Here is a 14,292-nt window from a genome sequence, read left to right as displayed (position 1 = left end):
TTTAGATATTAAAGAAATTGTAAATATAATAAAAACTTCAGATAGATTTTTTGTTTAGGAGTTATTATGAATTTTGAATTCATATCTAAAAGTATAGGATAAGGGAGATTTAATACTCGAGAGCATACAGAAAGTTTTGTATTTATACTTTGCAAAGATGGAGAAAATGTTATAGTCATAACACATGGATTTTTATGCATACATTATTGAATGCTTTTAAGGATGAGGATTTTAGGTATAATAATTTAAATGTATGTTATAAAAATGGAAGTTATGTTATAGTAGAGAAATAATTATTACTAAGGTAAAATCTATAACACAGGATTTGCAAAAGTATATTACAAATAGAAAGATTTATAAATAATGGGTATAAAAGTAAAGGATTATTATAATATTCCTTATCTGGAAGAACTTGCCGATAAGATTTCGGCAGTAACTAAGGATTTTAATAAAGAGAAATTTTTTGAATTAACTAAGAGCAGTATAGAGGAGCTTGAATTTAATCAAAGACAGGAACTTGTGGCTAAGGCATTAGATAAAGCATTTGATGTGGAATATAAGGATGTTATTGATATTTTTACTAAGATTTTGGGAGATGAGTTAAGGGGTAATAGCGGCGCATTTACGGAAGGCTGGTGGTTGTGGCCAATCGGTAAATATGTTGAACTTTATGGAGATGAGTATTTTGATGTGAGCATAGATTTCAGCAAGGAACTTACAAAAAGATTCACCTCAGAGTATTGTATGAGACCTTTGATTAACAAAAATCCTGATAAAGCATTGAAAATATTAAAGGATTGGAGCAAGGATGAACATGAGAGAGTTAGAAGGCTCTCAAGCGAATGTTTAAGGATAAGACTTCCATGGGCAAAAAAGCTCTTTACAGCTTTGGAATACTTTGATGAATATTTTGATATTTTAAGTAATTTAAAGGATGACAAGGATAAATATATACAAAAAAGTGTAGCAAACAATTTAAATGATTTGTATAAGGAAGATCCGGATAAATTCCACTTTATAATAAACAAATGGAAAAGTGAAAATATCAGTAAAGAGTGTGAGTGGGTTATAAAACATGGTTCAAGAAATGTAAAAGAAGAATAGAGCAATAAAATAACTAATATTTATAAGGCATTTATTGTTTGTGTGTAATGCATAAATAATAAATGCTTTTTTTGTTGTATTTGTCGGTATTCATCAGATAATATTGGGGTATTTGCTTGAAAACTATCCGCCGGATAATATACTTCAGATAAAAAAGATGTTATGAATACAATAAGAGTTTATTGGAGATCCTGCTTTACAAGTTAAGTAAGGGATTTGATGGAGCGGTATGCAGTGGGTTTAAGATCTCAATGGACTTATTAGAGATTACAGCTCATATCAGTTATGGAGGTGGTATAACTGAGTATGAAGTATTGCTTGATAATGAATTTAGAGTAAATGGAAAAGTGTATAGAACAGATATAGTTCAAAGTGATATTGATCCTTCAAGAGGCACTTATAATCCTACAGATAATAAATTCAGAGCTAATGACGGACCGCATTGGCCGGTTTTCGGGCCTGATGTGACTATTGCACCACCATATACAGTGAGATGCACCACACAAGGATTTTCTTATAGTATCAGATATGTGGATGAAGCGGGTAATGAGCTTATACCATCAAGTTACGGAGTGGCTTACACTAATGAATGGAAGGATCTGAATATGGAATTTAGTGCGACTCTGTATGATCCGGGAACGGAATATATAGTAAAGCAGCAGCAGGCATATCCTCCTGCAAATTATGTATATAATTCAGCTACTGATGCTAAGGTAATGGTAGGCCCGGATGCACCTGTTCAAACATATTATCTTATAAAATGTGTAAAAAAACCTGTACCGTTAAACTATACCATACATTATGTGGATGAATCGGGTAATACTTTGATACCGGATATTAGCGGAAGTATACCTAATCAGGATATTAGAACATGGATACCTTTAAATACTGAATTTAGCGCAACCCTATATGATTCAGGAAATGTATACAAGATAAAACAAACACAAATATATCCGGCATCAATATACAACTATATTTCAGCTTCTAATGCTAAGGTGTTGGTAGGAAGGGATACAGGCACAGGTAGTATCTATGATGATTTCAGAATAATTTGTGAAAGGTTTCATAGCCTTTTGGAAGGCTTGTAATAAAGTTGTGAATACTTGCTTTCCTTGCGGCATTTTGAATTTCTTCCATGGTGGCATTTTGTTTTGCAACTCTTATATTATCTGCAATACTGCCCCTAAACATAATGGTATCCTGAGTTACATAGCCTGTCATTTCACGAAGATTATCTGTATTTATATTCTTTATATTTTTCTTTGAGATAAAAATTTTTCCTGTATTTACATCCCAAAATCTCATTAAAAGCTTTAAAAGAGTGGATTTTCCGGAACCGCTTACACCATGAATTCCAAGTACCTGCCCTTTTTTTATATCAAGTGATACATTATCAAGTATAAGTTCGATGTCATAGGAGAAGTTTACCTGTTCAAGCTTTGCACCGTTAAATTGTATGTTTTCTTCTCCGGATACCTCATTAACGGCAGGCTCTTCCTCAAGAAGTGAAAGCACACGCTCTCCACATGCCAAAGTCTGATTTAAATTATTTGAAAGGGAGGATAATGCTACAGTAGGTCCAAAGGAGCTCATCATTGCAAGGGTTGCAATCAACATTTGTGGAAAAGAAATGCTTTCAGCCCTGTATAAAACCAGCATACTAAAAAACATCACCCAGGAAAACAGCTGAATAAAAAGATTTGTGGCAGACCTTTGAGAACCCTCGAATATACTCAGCTTTTTTTGAGTATCTGAGAGCCTGAGTAATCTTTCGTTCATTTCATTTAATCTGACTTTGCCCTGATTATACTGTAAAATTTCATCCACACCATACATACTGTTTATAACAAAGTTATTCAGCTCACCTACATTATTTCTAAAGTTCATTCCGGCATCGACACTGCGACTCCCGTTCCAAAGCGGAAGAGCGATTCCTACACTTAGATAGGCTAAAAGTGAGATAAGACCTGCAAGAGGATGCTGCATACCTATAAATATTACCATTATAAGTGAGGTGATAAAGGCAATGGCTATAGGTGATATTGTATGTGCAAAAAACACTTCCAGAAGTTCAATATCTCCTGTAATAATTGCAATAAGATTTCCCTTTTCCTTTCCTTCAAGCTTTGCAGGGCAGAGTTTTCTAAGCACTGCAAAAACCTTATGTCTTATAATGGCAAGTATGCGAAAGGCAATGTAATGATTACAATATTGCTCACCATAATGCAAAATACCTCTTGCAACAGCCATCAATATAAGAGAGGCAAATAAATTCCCGGAAAAGAGTGAGTCTAAAATTACTATATTACCGGGTATTGAAATATTTCCTATAGTATAAAGACCTTTTATTATGCCATAGCCCCCTGTAATTGTAAGGAAGATGGCACATAAAAATCCCAAAACACCTAGTAAAATACCGAGTATCATAACAAAGGTCAGGGGCTTTACCAATACAATCAAACTTTTCATAATTGAAAAACCGGATCTTCTTGTATTTACTTTCATTATCCCATTTCCTCCCTTCTTTTGGAGAAATTCTCAAGATTCATCTGCTCTGTAAACAGCTTTTCATAAGCGGATTTATTAGCCATAAGTTCGCTGTGAACACCTGATTCAACTATATTTCCATCCTTTAGCATAAAGATATTATCGCTTTTTACCGCATTTGCCAGTCTATGTGATATAAGTATTATGGTCTTTTCTTTTGCGAGTTCATGAATTACATTCATAATAATCTCCTCACTGCCTGCATCCACATTTGATGTTGCCTCATCAAAGATATATACAGGAGTGTTGTGAAGCAATGCTCTTGCAAGTGATAATCTTTGCTTTTGACCTCCGGAGAGATTGCCGGCATTTGAAGTCAGCTTTGTATCAAGACCGTCTTTAGAGTTGATAAAATCAAGAAGATTAACCTTTTGCAGTGCATCATTCATTTCGACAACGCTTGCATTCGGATTTCCCATCAAAAGATTTTCTCTGACAGTACCTGCAAAAATCCAACTGCTATGTCCGACCATGGTAAAATTCTTCATAATGCTTTCGCTTGTAAGCTCATTATGTTCATAATTATTTATTTTTAAGCTGCCGCTATAATGCGGATTTCTACCCATAATTATGCCGGCAATGGTGGATTTACCGGAGCCTGAAACTCCGATAAGTGAAACAAAGGATTTTGGAGGGATATTCATACTGATTTCCTTGGTAGGTTCATATGAGAAGGAGCGATTTTTTATTGATATACTTATATTATTATCATCAATTTGTTTATTACCCCTTTTTTGTTCGGTAAGGTCAATAAATGCAAAAATACGATCACTTGCTTTCATACCGTTCATTCCTATATGGAAAAAGCTTCCAAGTATTCGCATGGGAAGGAAGAATTCGGCGGCGAGGAATAAAATCATAAGCATACCAAAAAGTGATATTTCCCCTCTATAAAACTGTGTCAATGCACTGATTATTCCGACGGCAGCACCGCCATAGGCAACAATATCCATGACGGAAGTACTGTTTAGCTACATCATTAAGACCTTCATGGTAATCTTTCTAAACTGCTCGGATTCCCTGTCCATATCATCTGCCGCCGCCTTATCAGCCTGATAAATCTTAAGCGTGGTCATTCCATGAAGCTTTTCAAGGAAACTGTCTCCAAGTCCGTAATAAATATCAAAGTAACTGCTAAGAAGTCTTTTGGCAACAATCATTACAAGCATAATAACGACCGGAATAAGCGGAACTGCAATTAAAAGGATTACTGCCGATTTCATACTTATTCTCATTACAACCGTAAATAATGTAAGCGGTGCCAGTAATGAATAAAAAAATTGACTCAAGTATCTGCTAAAGTATACTTCAAGCTGTTCCACACCTTCTCCTGCCATCTGAACAATTTCGGATGTGTGTACCTGTTCTCTATATGCAGGACCAAGTCGAAGCACCTTTTCATATATTTGATTGCGCAATACCCTTTTTACATTTGCACCTGCATGAAAGCTTGCATCGGTGTAAAAGCGGTCGCATAAGACTCGTATAAAAACACCTGTAATCACGGTGATAATAACTTTTACAATATTACTATCTGAAATTTTGTTATAAAAGGAATTATCAATAAGCTGTGTTATATTGATTGCTATTACGATTTGTGCAATCAAGGATATCCACTGCCAAAGAACTTGGTAAAGGATATATTTTCCGGAGCCTTTCAAAAGCCTGATAAGTCTCATTTTGATCATGAATAAATACCCCCTTTGCTGCTGTAACAGATAATATATCCACAAGTACATCAAGCAGAGTATATTATTTTACAGGAATATATAAGTTAGTTCATACTAATAATAGCATGTTTAATATCTTTTGGGAAATAGAGTGAGAATATTATGTTCATAATATATTTAAAATAAATTTGTCGAATATACAGGATTTTAGTGCTATACTGTCAATAAATTGTATTTTGATAAGAAAGATAAAGGTGAAGATATGAGTTTAAAGAATGATGAAAACAATATAGATGAGTTAAATTCCGACAATAAAGGGGAAGAGTTGGAAATGACTCCTGAAAGAAAAGCTTATATAGAAAAATATGGTTCTGAAGACGGGGCGGCTCCGGGTTGGGATGCTATTGATGCCGCATTAAGAAAGGTCTATCCTGATACTGTAGAAAGACATTATGGTACGGTTATAAAATATTTTTTGGGTGGTAAGGATCCTTTGGACGGAATAAGTATTTATGATAATCCTTCACAGGAGTTTCATCGACATGTGGTCAGCTTTGGAATGTCTGAGCTTTATTATACGCCGGAGAGTGTAGGTAATGATTTCAGTCGCTGGGGATGTGAATTTACTATGCGACTTGTGCCATTTGAGGGTGATAAGGATGCAGAAAATCCGGATAGAAGTATTGCCAAATATGAGCCTTATTGGGCAATGAATCTTATGCAAAATATTGCAAGATATGTATATGAAACAGGGGAATATTTTGAAGCATATCATTTTATGCCTGCCAATTCACCGATTAGAATTGAAACCGATACAAAGCTTGTAGGAATTATCTTTGCTCCGGATCCACAGCTTGGAAGCATAGAAACAGAGCATGGCATAGTTGAGTTTTTACAAATGATTGGCATTACTCAAAGAGAGCTTGACTGGCTTTTTGAAAACCCGACTACAAAAAGAGGAAAAGAGTTGATGGATAAGATCAGAGAGGATAATCCACTGCTGATTACAGACTTGAAAAGAAGCAAGGAATATGTATAAAGGAGAACATATGGACTTTGCATTTGATTATAATATGTTTAGGTTAATGTTCAATATGGTGTTCTTTATAATAATTGGCATGTTTGTCTTTATAATTGTAAAAAATATTAAGACATGGAATCAAAATAATCATTCTCCAAGGCTTGATGTTGAAGCGGAGGTTGTTTCAAAAAGAACTGATGTTTCTTTTAATAATCATATGGGTGGAAACGCCTCAATGGTTTTACCGGGACCTACTATCTATTATGCTGCGTTTCAGGTAGAAAGCGGTGATCGTATGGAATTTAAAATAAGCGGCACTGAATACGGACAATTAGCAATAAAAGATAGAGGTAAGCTTTCATTTCAAGGAAGTAGATTTTTGAGTTTTAGCAGATATTTTTAAATATAATTTAATTATTTTTGTTTTTGAGACAGAGTAGAAAAAGCATGGCGGATACATACAAAAGGATGAGAAAATACCATATGAGGACCTGAGTATCGCATAACTTCTTTTATTTTCTGTCTCATTTGGTTTGCATAGCAATGTACTTTACATGTATTGCAAAAAGTTTTACTTTCAATAAAAGGGCAATGCTCGATTCGTAAACGGGCATAATCCAGAAGCCCTTGACACTCGTGACATAATTTTTTGTTATAAAGTCTCTGATGCTTTCCACGACAATATAGTTCTACCATTTGGCTAACCAACTGAATTTCTCCCTGCCTTTTCTTTTGTATTTTTTTAAATTCATATCTTTATCCTTTCGATATAGGAGTGATGATTACCGCTTTACACTTCATATCTTTAATATACTTATAGAATAGATATAAATCAATAGAAACGAAAACTTTTACATTGATAAAGGCAGGGTAGTGTATAAAAACCGAGTTTTAATTATGCTTCATAAATATTATCAAAAATTTTCTTTTGATATTTTCTTTTTATAATTATATATAAAATCAATTCTGTAAGTAGATATATAAAACTGCAAATTACAGCCAGACCTGTATAGGAGGTTAATGTCAATTGATTTATAATGCCTATAATTATCCATGATATAACAAGCGCCGTCATAAAGGGAAGAACGAAAAGCCATCTCAATGTACTTGCAAGTATATCCTTTAACTCGGCTTTGCCAAGTCCTATTTTTATCATAATACTGTATTTTTTACTTTCTTCATCCACAAAGGAGTAAAGTCTTGAGTAGATAATACTTGCTATTCCTATTAAAAAGGATATACATAGTATACTTCCCACATAGGAAACCAGCCTTCTTGTAAGGTTTTCAATATCATAATAAAGACTGTAAGACATCAGGCTTTCTTTCCCATCTTCAAATCCTATAATATTTTTTAGAGCCTCCAAATCTTTAATACTTCCATTTGTTAAATCACTCTGTGTAAAAGCATATATTCTGTCTTTTACCAAAACCTGTGATAATGACTCATAGTTTTTATCCGAAACAACGGTAACACTTGTAAAATAGCCGGATATTGAAATTATTTTTTTATCGAATCCTGCTTCTTTAGTGATGCCATAGCCCGAAATCAAATCCTTTATTGTATCGGATAAAACAGGATTTTTTTTGCCATCCACGCCTATAAGGAAATATTCATTATCTGAGAGATTTATCTTTTCTCTGTTTAAGAAATCAGCTACTTCATTATACATAGTATTGGATAAAATAATATGTCTTACCGTTCTTACCTTGTTTTTAAGCTTGGCATAGGATATTGTAAGTTCCTTAAAGCTACCTATAGATTTAAGTTCCTCTGATATCAGCTCAGCCTTTTTTGCACCCTTTTCCTCATCTTCCCAGTTTGCATACATATATGAATAGGGCATTATCTTTTGAGTATCTTTTGATATACTAAGCGGTGCACCCACTATATATACAAAGGAGGTCAGTATTATGGAAAATAATATCATAGAGGCTGCCATGGTCTTTATATTTGTATTTATTTTATACTTAAAATTACTTAACTTTATCAAATTATTTTTTATATAAATACGCCCGCTTTTTTCCATAAAAAAATTATAGATATTAAAAATCAGATTATAAATAAAGTATGAAAAACTTATACCGGCAAGTATTTCAAATATATAGATAAAGCCGGAAAAATTCTTTTGTATATGTAAATAAATTGTAATGGGCAATATAATAATAACAGCTGTCAGTGAAAGCAGAAAATGATTTTTTTCAGCCAGTTCTTCTTTTTTTAATAGGTCTATTATTTTTTTCTTTCTTAAAATCACAGGAGCAATCAATGATATAAGTAAAAACAATCCGCCCATTAAAAAAATAGTGAGTATCAGCGGAGTAAGAGGAAAATAAAAGTATAAATTTAATCCGTCTATCAGTGATTGTGCAATCATTAAAAATATTTTTGAAAAAATCAATCCCATTATTATTCCGATAAGCAGTGCAAATATTGAAATTATTATATTTTCAAAAAAAATCAGTGTATTAAACTGCCCGTTACTTGCACCTATAATATTCAGTATTGCAAATTGTTTACTTCTGTTTTTTAAAAAATTGCCCACAGAATATAAAATCAGTACAAAGGAAAAAAGCATGGATATTATACTTGCCATAAATAATATAATACCTATAGTGCTTCCCGAATCCACTATTTTTAATGCCGGATGCATGGCAAGGTTTGAAAATAAAAAGAAGATAAAAACAGAGAATACACAGCTTAAAAAATGATATAAATAAGTTTTAAAATCTCTTTTTATATTATTATATGCAAAATTAAATAATGTCAATTTCATCACCTCCAAGCAAACTCATAGTGTTCATTATCTCTCTTTTATAGTTTTTATCATCATTTCTGTTAATGATCTCCTGATAAATATTGCCGTCTTTTATGATATAGGTTTTATCTGAATATGATGCGATATTGGGATCATGGGTTACCATAATAACGGTTACATTCATGGATTCATTAAGTTTTTTAAAAAGCTTCATCACATCCTTTGCCGCCTTTGAATCCAAATTACCGGTCGGTTCGTCTGCAAGCAGTATGGAAGGTTCATTTATTACAGCCCTTGCTATAGCCACTCTTTGAGCCTGTCCCCCTGATATTTCATAGGTCCTTTTATGAAGTAAATGGGAGATACCAAGAAGTTCACTGATTTCTTCAAGTTTTGTTTTCATTGTTTTAATATCAGCCTTATCAAGTGTAAGAGGAAGTATTATATTTTCTCCGACTGTTAAGGTATTTATTAAATTAAACTGCTGAAATACAAAGCCCAGTTCTTTTCTCCTGAATGTTGAAAGCTGTTTGGAATTCATTTCATAGGGATTTTTACCCGCAATTAAAACCGAACCTGAAGTGGGTTTATCAATAGTGGATATAGTATTTAAAAAGGTACTTTTTCCGCTTCCGCTGGGGCCCATTATAGCAACAAATTCACCCTTGGAAACTTCCATATTTATATTCTCCAGGGCTTTGAATGATATCTTTCCCTTATATATTTTCTCAAGATTTGAAACTTTTAATATCATATTTTACTCCAAAAGTTTTAGTAGTAGTTTTAATAACCCTCTCCAAGGTCTTTTTAAATTAAATATTTTAATCTATGCCATGATTTTAGCAGATGAAATATAAAATAAAAATCCGGTAATATTACAAAAGCTTACATTTTTGTAATATTACCGGTATATGGATTTTATTAAAAAATAATGGTCATTGTTGTGCCGTCATCTATATTTGATTTCACCTCTATTTTATGTCCCAGATATTCACTGACCTTTTTGACTATATAAAGTCCTATTCCGCTGGAATCGGCATTATTTCTTCCGTTTTTCCCTATATAGAACAGTTCAAAAATATTTTTCAAATCAGCAGACTCTATTCCTATACCATGGTCAATGATAGAGAGGTAAACTTTATCTCCATTTTTCTGCGCACTTACATTTACTGTTTGACCGATATTACTGTATTTTACCGCATTGGTGAGGAGCTGGTGAATAACTAATTTCAACCATTTGGAGTCTGAATACACATAGATATCATCATTTATATCAAGCCTCGGATATATTTGAGATGTTATAAAATAATCCTTTAAGCTATTGATACATTCCTTGCAAATACTCTTAAGAGCTACTTTTTCGGATACAAAATCATTTTTAAATTCATCCAAACGGTAGATATCAAGGATTTGATTCAGATTGTATTCCAAAGTATTTATATTTCTGCCTATCTTTTTATAATCATCCTCATCACTGTGATTTTCACAAATAAGCTTCAACACCGACAGAGGTGTTTTCATTTGATGGACAAATCTGTATATCATAATCTTTTGTATTCTTTTATCCTGCTTTTGTGCTATTTCCTTATCGCTGCTATTTTTTATTATTTCCTCAATCATTATATTATAATTTTTTTCAAGTTCACTTCTTGGCTCTTCAATCAGATAATCATTTAAAATAGGGCTTTTTAGTAAGAACTTTTCATATATCCTACCTGTTTTATAAAGCCTGATTAAAATAAATAAGCTCAACATAAAAAATACTAAGAATCCGAAATAAAAAATCTCATCAAACCATATTCCCTTAATAAAAAATAAGATACCAAAGAAAAATAATTGTGTCAGGAATACAATCATACAAAGTAAGATATTGTCTGAAAAAAATAATTTTAAGCTATCTTTATTTTTCATATTCCACCTTATAGCCCATACCCCTTACGGTTATTACCTGTAGTCCGGATTCCAGATCCTTAAGCTTCTTTCTTACCCTGCTGACAGTTACATTCAAGGTGTTTTCTTCTACAAACATATCACTGTCCCAGATTTCAGAAAGTATTTTCTCACGACTTACCACATTTGGATAGCTCTCAAACAAGATACCTATTAAGATTGCCTCATTTTTTGCAAGATCAATCTGATTATCTTTGCATTTTAGTGTAAAGCGCAGCTTATTAAAGGAGCAGTCTCCAAGTTCAAGCGCCGATTCTCCTCCGGAGTATTCGCCATAGGCTCTTCTGAGTTGAGAATTGATTTTTGCAAGTAAAAGTTCATAGGAGAACGGTTTTGTAACATAGTCATCACCTCCGCTCATAATTGCCCTGACCTGATCATAATCCTCGGTTCTTGCAGACATAAATATGATGGGAACCTTCGTCGCTTTTCTGATTTCGCTACACCAGTAAAAACCGTCATAGTATGGGATATTGATATCAAGCAGGATTAAATTAGGGCTGTGCTTTTCAATAAACTTATCAATATTTTTAAAATCTTCACAAATAAAAACTTCAAAATCATATCTTATAAGATGTTCCCTTACAATATTTGCAAGATCGGAATCATCTTCAATCATACATATTTTAAATGTCATATTTTTATCCTTTAAATTTAGTCTTTAAAATATTTTATAGTATAACATTTATCTACCTGTCAAGTTAATAGATATATGTTGAAGATTTTATAAAGACTTAAACATTAACCTGAATTATTCACGGCACAATATTTAAATTAAAAACTGTGATATAAATATTTAAACTTAGTCCATGACGCTATAACAATCATGATACATCTAAAAGTAGGTGGACTTCTCTCAGGCAGAGTTTGTAAGTATTTATTAAGCTGTCAAGGTTCATTATTAGTTGCTATTCCGTCTTTATACATAGCTTGTTGATATTGCATAAGATCTCATAGAACTCATCCTTTTCCTTACATAATGTTTCTTGTAAGGCTAAAAACTATTCAATCTTACCGGAAATATGATTCATGTACTCAAATCAGAAATGTTGTATTTACGTAAATTTACCGACAAAAACTACACTAACCGAATCAATCCTAATAAAATTGAAAAATAATTTTCAGCATTTTTCACAATGGAAATATATTACCCGTGTACGATAACCAGAATGGTAATAATAGTGTTTATATGATATATTTGAATCAAATGTTTTATTGATGAAAGGATATCAAAACAATATGGGTATGAGAATATTAATATATGGAGCAGGTGTAATAGGTTCATTATATGCGGTAATATTTTCCAATGCGGGTTATGATGTCAGCATCTATGCAAGAGGTCCCAGATTAGAAAAGCTAAGATCAAAGGGACTGTTATATTTAGAAAATAAAAATATCAAAAAAGCTAGAGTTAAGCTATGTTCAAAACTTTCAGATACTGATATTTATGATTTTATTTTCCTGACAGTCAGAAACGATCAACTTAAAAAAGCATTGACGGAACTAAGAACAAATAAAAGTAAATGTATAGTAACTATGGTAAATAACCTTTTTGAATATCAAGAACTTGAGAAAATAGCCGGTATGGGCAGGATACTTCCCGCATTTCCGGGAGCAGGGGGCAGCATCACCGATGATATACTGTATGCTTCACTTACTCCAAGATTTATACAGTTAACAACATTTGGAGAAATCACAGGTGTAAAGACCAAAAGAAGCAAATATCTTGCCAAAATATTTAAAAAATCAAAAATCCCCTATAAGGAAATAAGAGATATGTATAAGTGGCAACTTTGTCATTTAGCAATGGTAATACCTATTGCAGATGCATATTATGAAGCTGTATGTCCTAAAAAGGTGGGACTTGAAAAAAATATACTACAAAAAACAGCAAAAAGATTAAAAAGAAATTTTATCTTTTTGAAAAAAGATTTGGGAGAGATCTCTCCTTGGAAGCTTAATATTTTTATAGTAGTACCTGTTAAGATATTAGCTTTTGCTTTAAGATTTTTATTTAAAAGCAGTTTCAGTGATAAATTTATGTACCGGCATTCGATGAAGGCAAGGAGTGAGATGATAGGACTGCATAGGGAGTTTTATAAGTATATGTTGGAAAGACTTATTTTACTTGGGTTCATAGGAATAATCAGAACAGATTAGAGCAGATATTGAAAAAAAGCTAAATTAAAAACTTTTACCAATTTAGTTCAGCCTAAATCTTTTTATTTTTATGCGCCAATAATACAGGAATGTTAGATTTTGAAAAATCTATAGACATAACAAAAAGTGACATTTCTGTCACTTTCAGTATAGTCTTGTTTATATTTAAAACAGCCAATTGCTCGTCTTTAGAAAGTTTTATATCAAGCTCCAACAGCCCTTGCACCCGGGACAAAGGCAGCTTACATAGAAAGAATTGTGTTTCCAAATATAAATATCTAAAAAATATTCATAATTTTTTTATAACCAGTGGACTTTGTTGATAATTTCGCATAAATACAATATTTCTGATATAATCATACAATAAAATAAGGTGAGTATATAAATCAGTGCCGACCACAAAAAACACAGCAGAATGCTGTTTAAGAGATTATAAGTGGTAGCAGATTTTTGCAACTAAATTTCGAATCTTTGAAATCATCGAAGAATTATGCCGGAGCAAGGGTGTGTTATACTCCATAAGTTTACCCGTGTATAGTGTAACATTTTGTATATCCTTTTTTAATTCAAAAATAAAAACTCCCCTAAAATCTCTTTCTTTTTTCTTACAGTTTCTTACCATTATATTTATTCCCTTTTCAATCGAAAAAATATTGCTATAATGATAGAACAAGCTACAAAAATGTAGTTTGAATATATTGATGGAAAATGAGGTCAGTTATGTTTAAGAAAACTATATCTATGCTATTGCTTACTGCCACTATTTCCATGACTGTTGCTGTACCCGGCTATGCTGCCATGAAAATTACAGACGCTAACTCCTTTAAATGGAGTCAGACAGGCAGTGAGTGGAAAGTTGTTGATGGTTCAGGTAAACCCGCTACAGGCTTTATCAGTTACAATGATCAGACTTATTTTTTAGATAAGAACGGCATCATGAAGACAGGTTGGATTAAGTCTTCAGGCTCTTGGTATTACTTAAATGACAATGGAACATTAGCTGTGGATCAGTGGATCGACAATTACTATGTGGACTCCACCGGTAAAATGACCAAAATACAGTAGGATAAAGATAAAGGGGG

The 14,292-nt window shown here is 32.7% G+C and carries 12 protein-coding genes and 1 pseudogene; 6 read left to right on the top strand and 7 right to left on the bottom strand.

The window, feature by feature from the left end; translation table 11 throughout:
- The first annotated feature begins 363 nt into the window (after positions 1-363).
- Together HMPREF1495_RS07910 and HMPREF1495_RS07905 are read left to right on the top strand one after the other, a co-directional pair.
- Positions 364-1,104, top strand: coding sequence for a DNA alkylation repair protein (locus tag HMPREF1495_RS07910; RefSeq protein WP_034213541.1), 741 nt, complete (start codon positions 364-366; stop codon positions 1,102-1,104).
- A gap of 251 nt (positions 1,105-1,355) precedes the next feature.
- Entirely contained in the window at positions 1,356-2,192 is an 837-nt protein-coding gene (locus tag HMPREF1495_RS07905; RefSeq protein ID WP_156912992.1) for a hypothetical protein, read from the top strand.
- Here HMPREF1495_RS07905 and HMPREF1495_RS07900 read toward each other — a convergent pair.
- Complete coding sequence (locus HMPREF1495_RS07900) at positions 2,146-3,609, bottom strand: amino acid ABC transporter ATP-binding/permease protein (RefSeq protein ID WP_242832878.1); 1,464 nt, start codon at positions 3,607-3,609, stop codon at positions 2,146-2,148. The genes HMPREF1495_RS07905 and HMPREF1495_RS07900 overlap by 47 nt on opposite strands.
- Positions 3,609-5,339: pseudogene (locus tag HMPREF1495_RS14345) on the bottom strand (ABC transporter ATP-binding protein/permease). Before HMPREF1495_RS14345 ends, HMPREF1495_RS07900 begins: the two are co-directional and overlap by 1 nt.
- A gap of 244 nt (positions 5,340-5,583) precedes the next feature.
- On the opposite strand from HMPREF1495_RS14345, the gene HMPREF1495_RS07890 reads away from it, so the two are divergent.
- Both HMPREF1495_RS07890 and HMPREF1495_RS07885 read left to right on the top strand, forming a co-directional pair.
- A complete protein-coding gene (locus tag HMPREF1495_RS07890; protein WP_198013553.1) occupies positions 5,584-6,360 on the top strand; it encodes a suppressor of fused domain protein in 777 nt (258 codons plus the stop codon).
- Between the two features lie 10 nt (positions 6,361-6,370).
- Positions 6,371-6,745: a DUF2500 domain-containing protein gene (locus tag HMPREF1495_RS07885; protein WP_034213547.1), complete on the top strand. Its 375-nt coding sequence runs from the start codon at positions 6,371-6,373 to the stop codon at positions 6,743-6,745.
- Between the two features lie 11 nt (positions 6,746-6,756).
- Here HMPREF1495_RS07885 and HMPREF1495_RS14340 read toward each other — a convergent pair whose 3' ends face one another.
- The 5 genes from HMPREF1495_RS14340 to HMPREF1495_RS07865 form a co-directional block, all read right to left on the bottom strand.
- Positions 6,757-7,080, bottom strand: a complete 324-nt coding sequence (locus tag HMPREF1495_RS14340) for a nitrous oxide-stimulated promoter family protein (protein WP_084544514.1) — start codon at positions 7,078-7,080, stop codon at positions 6,757-6,759.
- Between the two features lie 157 nt (positions 7,081-7,237).
- A complete protein-coding gene (locus HMPREF1495_RS07880; protein WP_242832876.1) occupies positions 7,238-9,118 on the bottom strand; it encodes an FtsX-like permease family protein in 1,881 nt (626 codons plus the stop codon).
- Positions 9,099-9,854, bottom strand: coding sequence for an ABC transporter ATP-binding protein (locus HMPREF1495_RS07875; RefSeq protein WP_034213536.1), 756 nt, complete (start codon positions 9,852-9,854; stop codon positions 9,099-9,101). The genes HMPREF1495_RS07880 and HMPREF1495_RS07875 overlap by 20 nt, the downstream gene beginning before the upstream one ends.
- Positions 9,855-10,021: 167 nt before the next feature.
- Entirely contained in the window at positions 10,022-11,011 is a 990-nt protein-coding gene (locus HMPREF1495_RS07870; protein WP_034213533.1) for a sensor histidine kinase, read from the bottom strand.
- Positions 11,001-11,687: a response regulator transcription factor gene (locus HMPREF1495_RS07865; RefSeq protein WP_034213530.1), complete on the bottom strand. Its 687-nt coding sequence runs from the start codon at positions 11,685-11,687 to the stop codon at positions 11,001-11,003. The genes HMPREF1495_RS07870 and HMPREF1495_RS07865 overlap by 11 nt, the downstream gene beginning before the upstream one ends.
- A gap of 608 nt (positions 11,688-12,295) precedes the next feature.
- Here HMPREF1495_RS07865 and HMPREF1495_RS07860 point away from each other — a divergent pair.
- Together HMPREF1495_RS07860 and HMPREF1495_RS07855 are read left to right on the top strand one after the other, a co-directional pair.
- Positions 12,296-13,210, top strand: coding sequence for a ketopantoate reductase family protein (locus HMPREF1495_RS07860; RefSeq protein WP_051402821.1), 915 nt, complete (start codon positions 12,296-12,298; stop codon positions 13,208-13,210).
- Positions 13,211-13,930: 720 nt separating this feature from the next.
- On the top strand, positions 13,931-14,275 hold the full coding sequence (locus HMPREF1495_RS07855; protein WP_007594869.1) for a choline-binding protein A: 345 nt from the start codon (positions 13,931-13,933) through the stop codon (positions 14,273-14,275).
- The last annotated feature ends 17 nt before the right edge of the window (positions 14,276-14,292 follow it).

Source organism: Lachnoanaerobaculum sp. MSX33, assembly GCF_000512995.1.
Classification (GTDB): domain Bacteria; phylum Bacillota; class Clostridia; order Lachnospirales; family Lachnospiraceae; genus Lachnoanaerobaculum.
The sequence above is the reverse complement of the archived record's forward strand: the minus strand, read 5'-3'. Positions and strand labels throughout refer to the sequence as shown.

Excerpts from the sequence above, each read along its gene's own strand:
- HMPREF1495_RS07860 (WP_051402821.1), top strand. The coding sequence starts at position 12,296 with ATGAGAATATTAATATATGGAGCAGGTGTAATAGGTTCATTATATGCG.
- HMPREF1495_RS07870 (WP_034213533.1), bottom strand. The coding sequence starts at position 11,011 with ATGAAAAATAAAGATAGCTTAAAATTATTTTTTTCAGACAATATCTTA.
- HMPREF1495_RS07885 (WP_034213547.1), top strand. The coding sequence starts at position 6,371 with ATGGACTTTGCATTTGATTATAATATGTTTAGGTTAATGTTCAATATG.
- HMPREF1495_RS07910 (WP_034213541.1), top strand. The coding sequence starts at position 364 with ATGGGTATAAAAGTAAAGGATTATTATAATATTCCTTATCTGGAAGAA.
- HMPREF1495_RS07900 (WP_242832878.1), bottom strand. The coding sequence starts at position 3,609 with ATGAAAGTAAATACAAGAAGATCCGGTTTTTCAATTATGAAAAGTTTG.
- HMPREF1495_RS07875 (WP_034213536.1), bottom strand. The coding sequence starts at position 9,854 with ATGATATTAAAAGTTTCAAATCTTGAGAAAATATATAAGGGAAAGATA.
- HMPREF1495_RS07865 (WP_034213530.1), bottom strand. The coding sequence starts at position 11,687 with ATGACATTTAAAATATGTATGATTGAAGATGATTCCGATCTTGCAAAT.
- HMPREF1495_RS07905 (WP_156912992.1), top strand. The coding sequence starts at position 1,356 with ATGGACTTATTAGAGATTACAGCTCATATCAGTTATGGAGGTGGTATA.
- HMPREF1495_RS07880 (WP_242832876.1), bottom strand. The coding sequence starts at position 9,118 with ATGAAATTGACATTATTTAATTTTGCATATAATAATATAAAAAGAGAT.
- HMPREF1495_RS07890 (WP_198013553.1), top strand. The coding sequence starts at position 5,584 with ATGAGTTTAAAGAATGATGAAAACAATATAGATGAGTTAAATTCCGAC.
- HMPREF1495_RS07855 (WP_007594869.1), top strand. The coding sequence starts at position 13,931 with ATGTTTAAGAAAACTATATCTATGCTATTGCTTACTGCCACTATTTCC.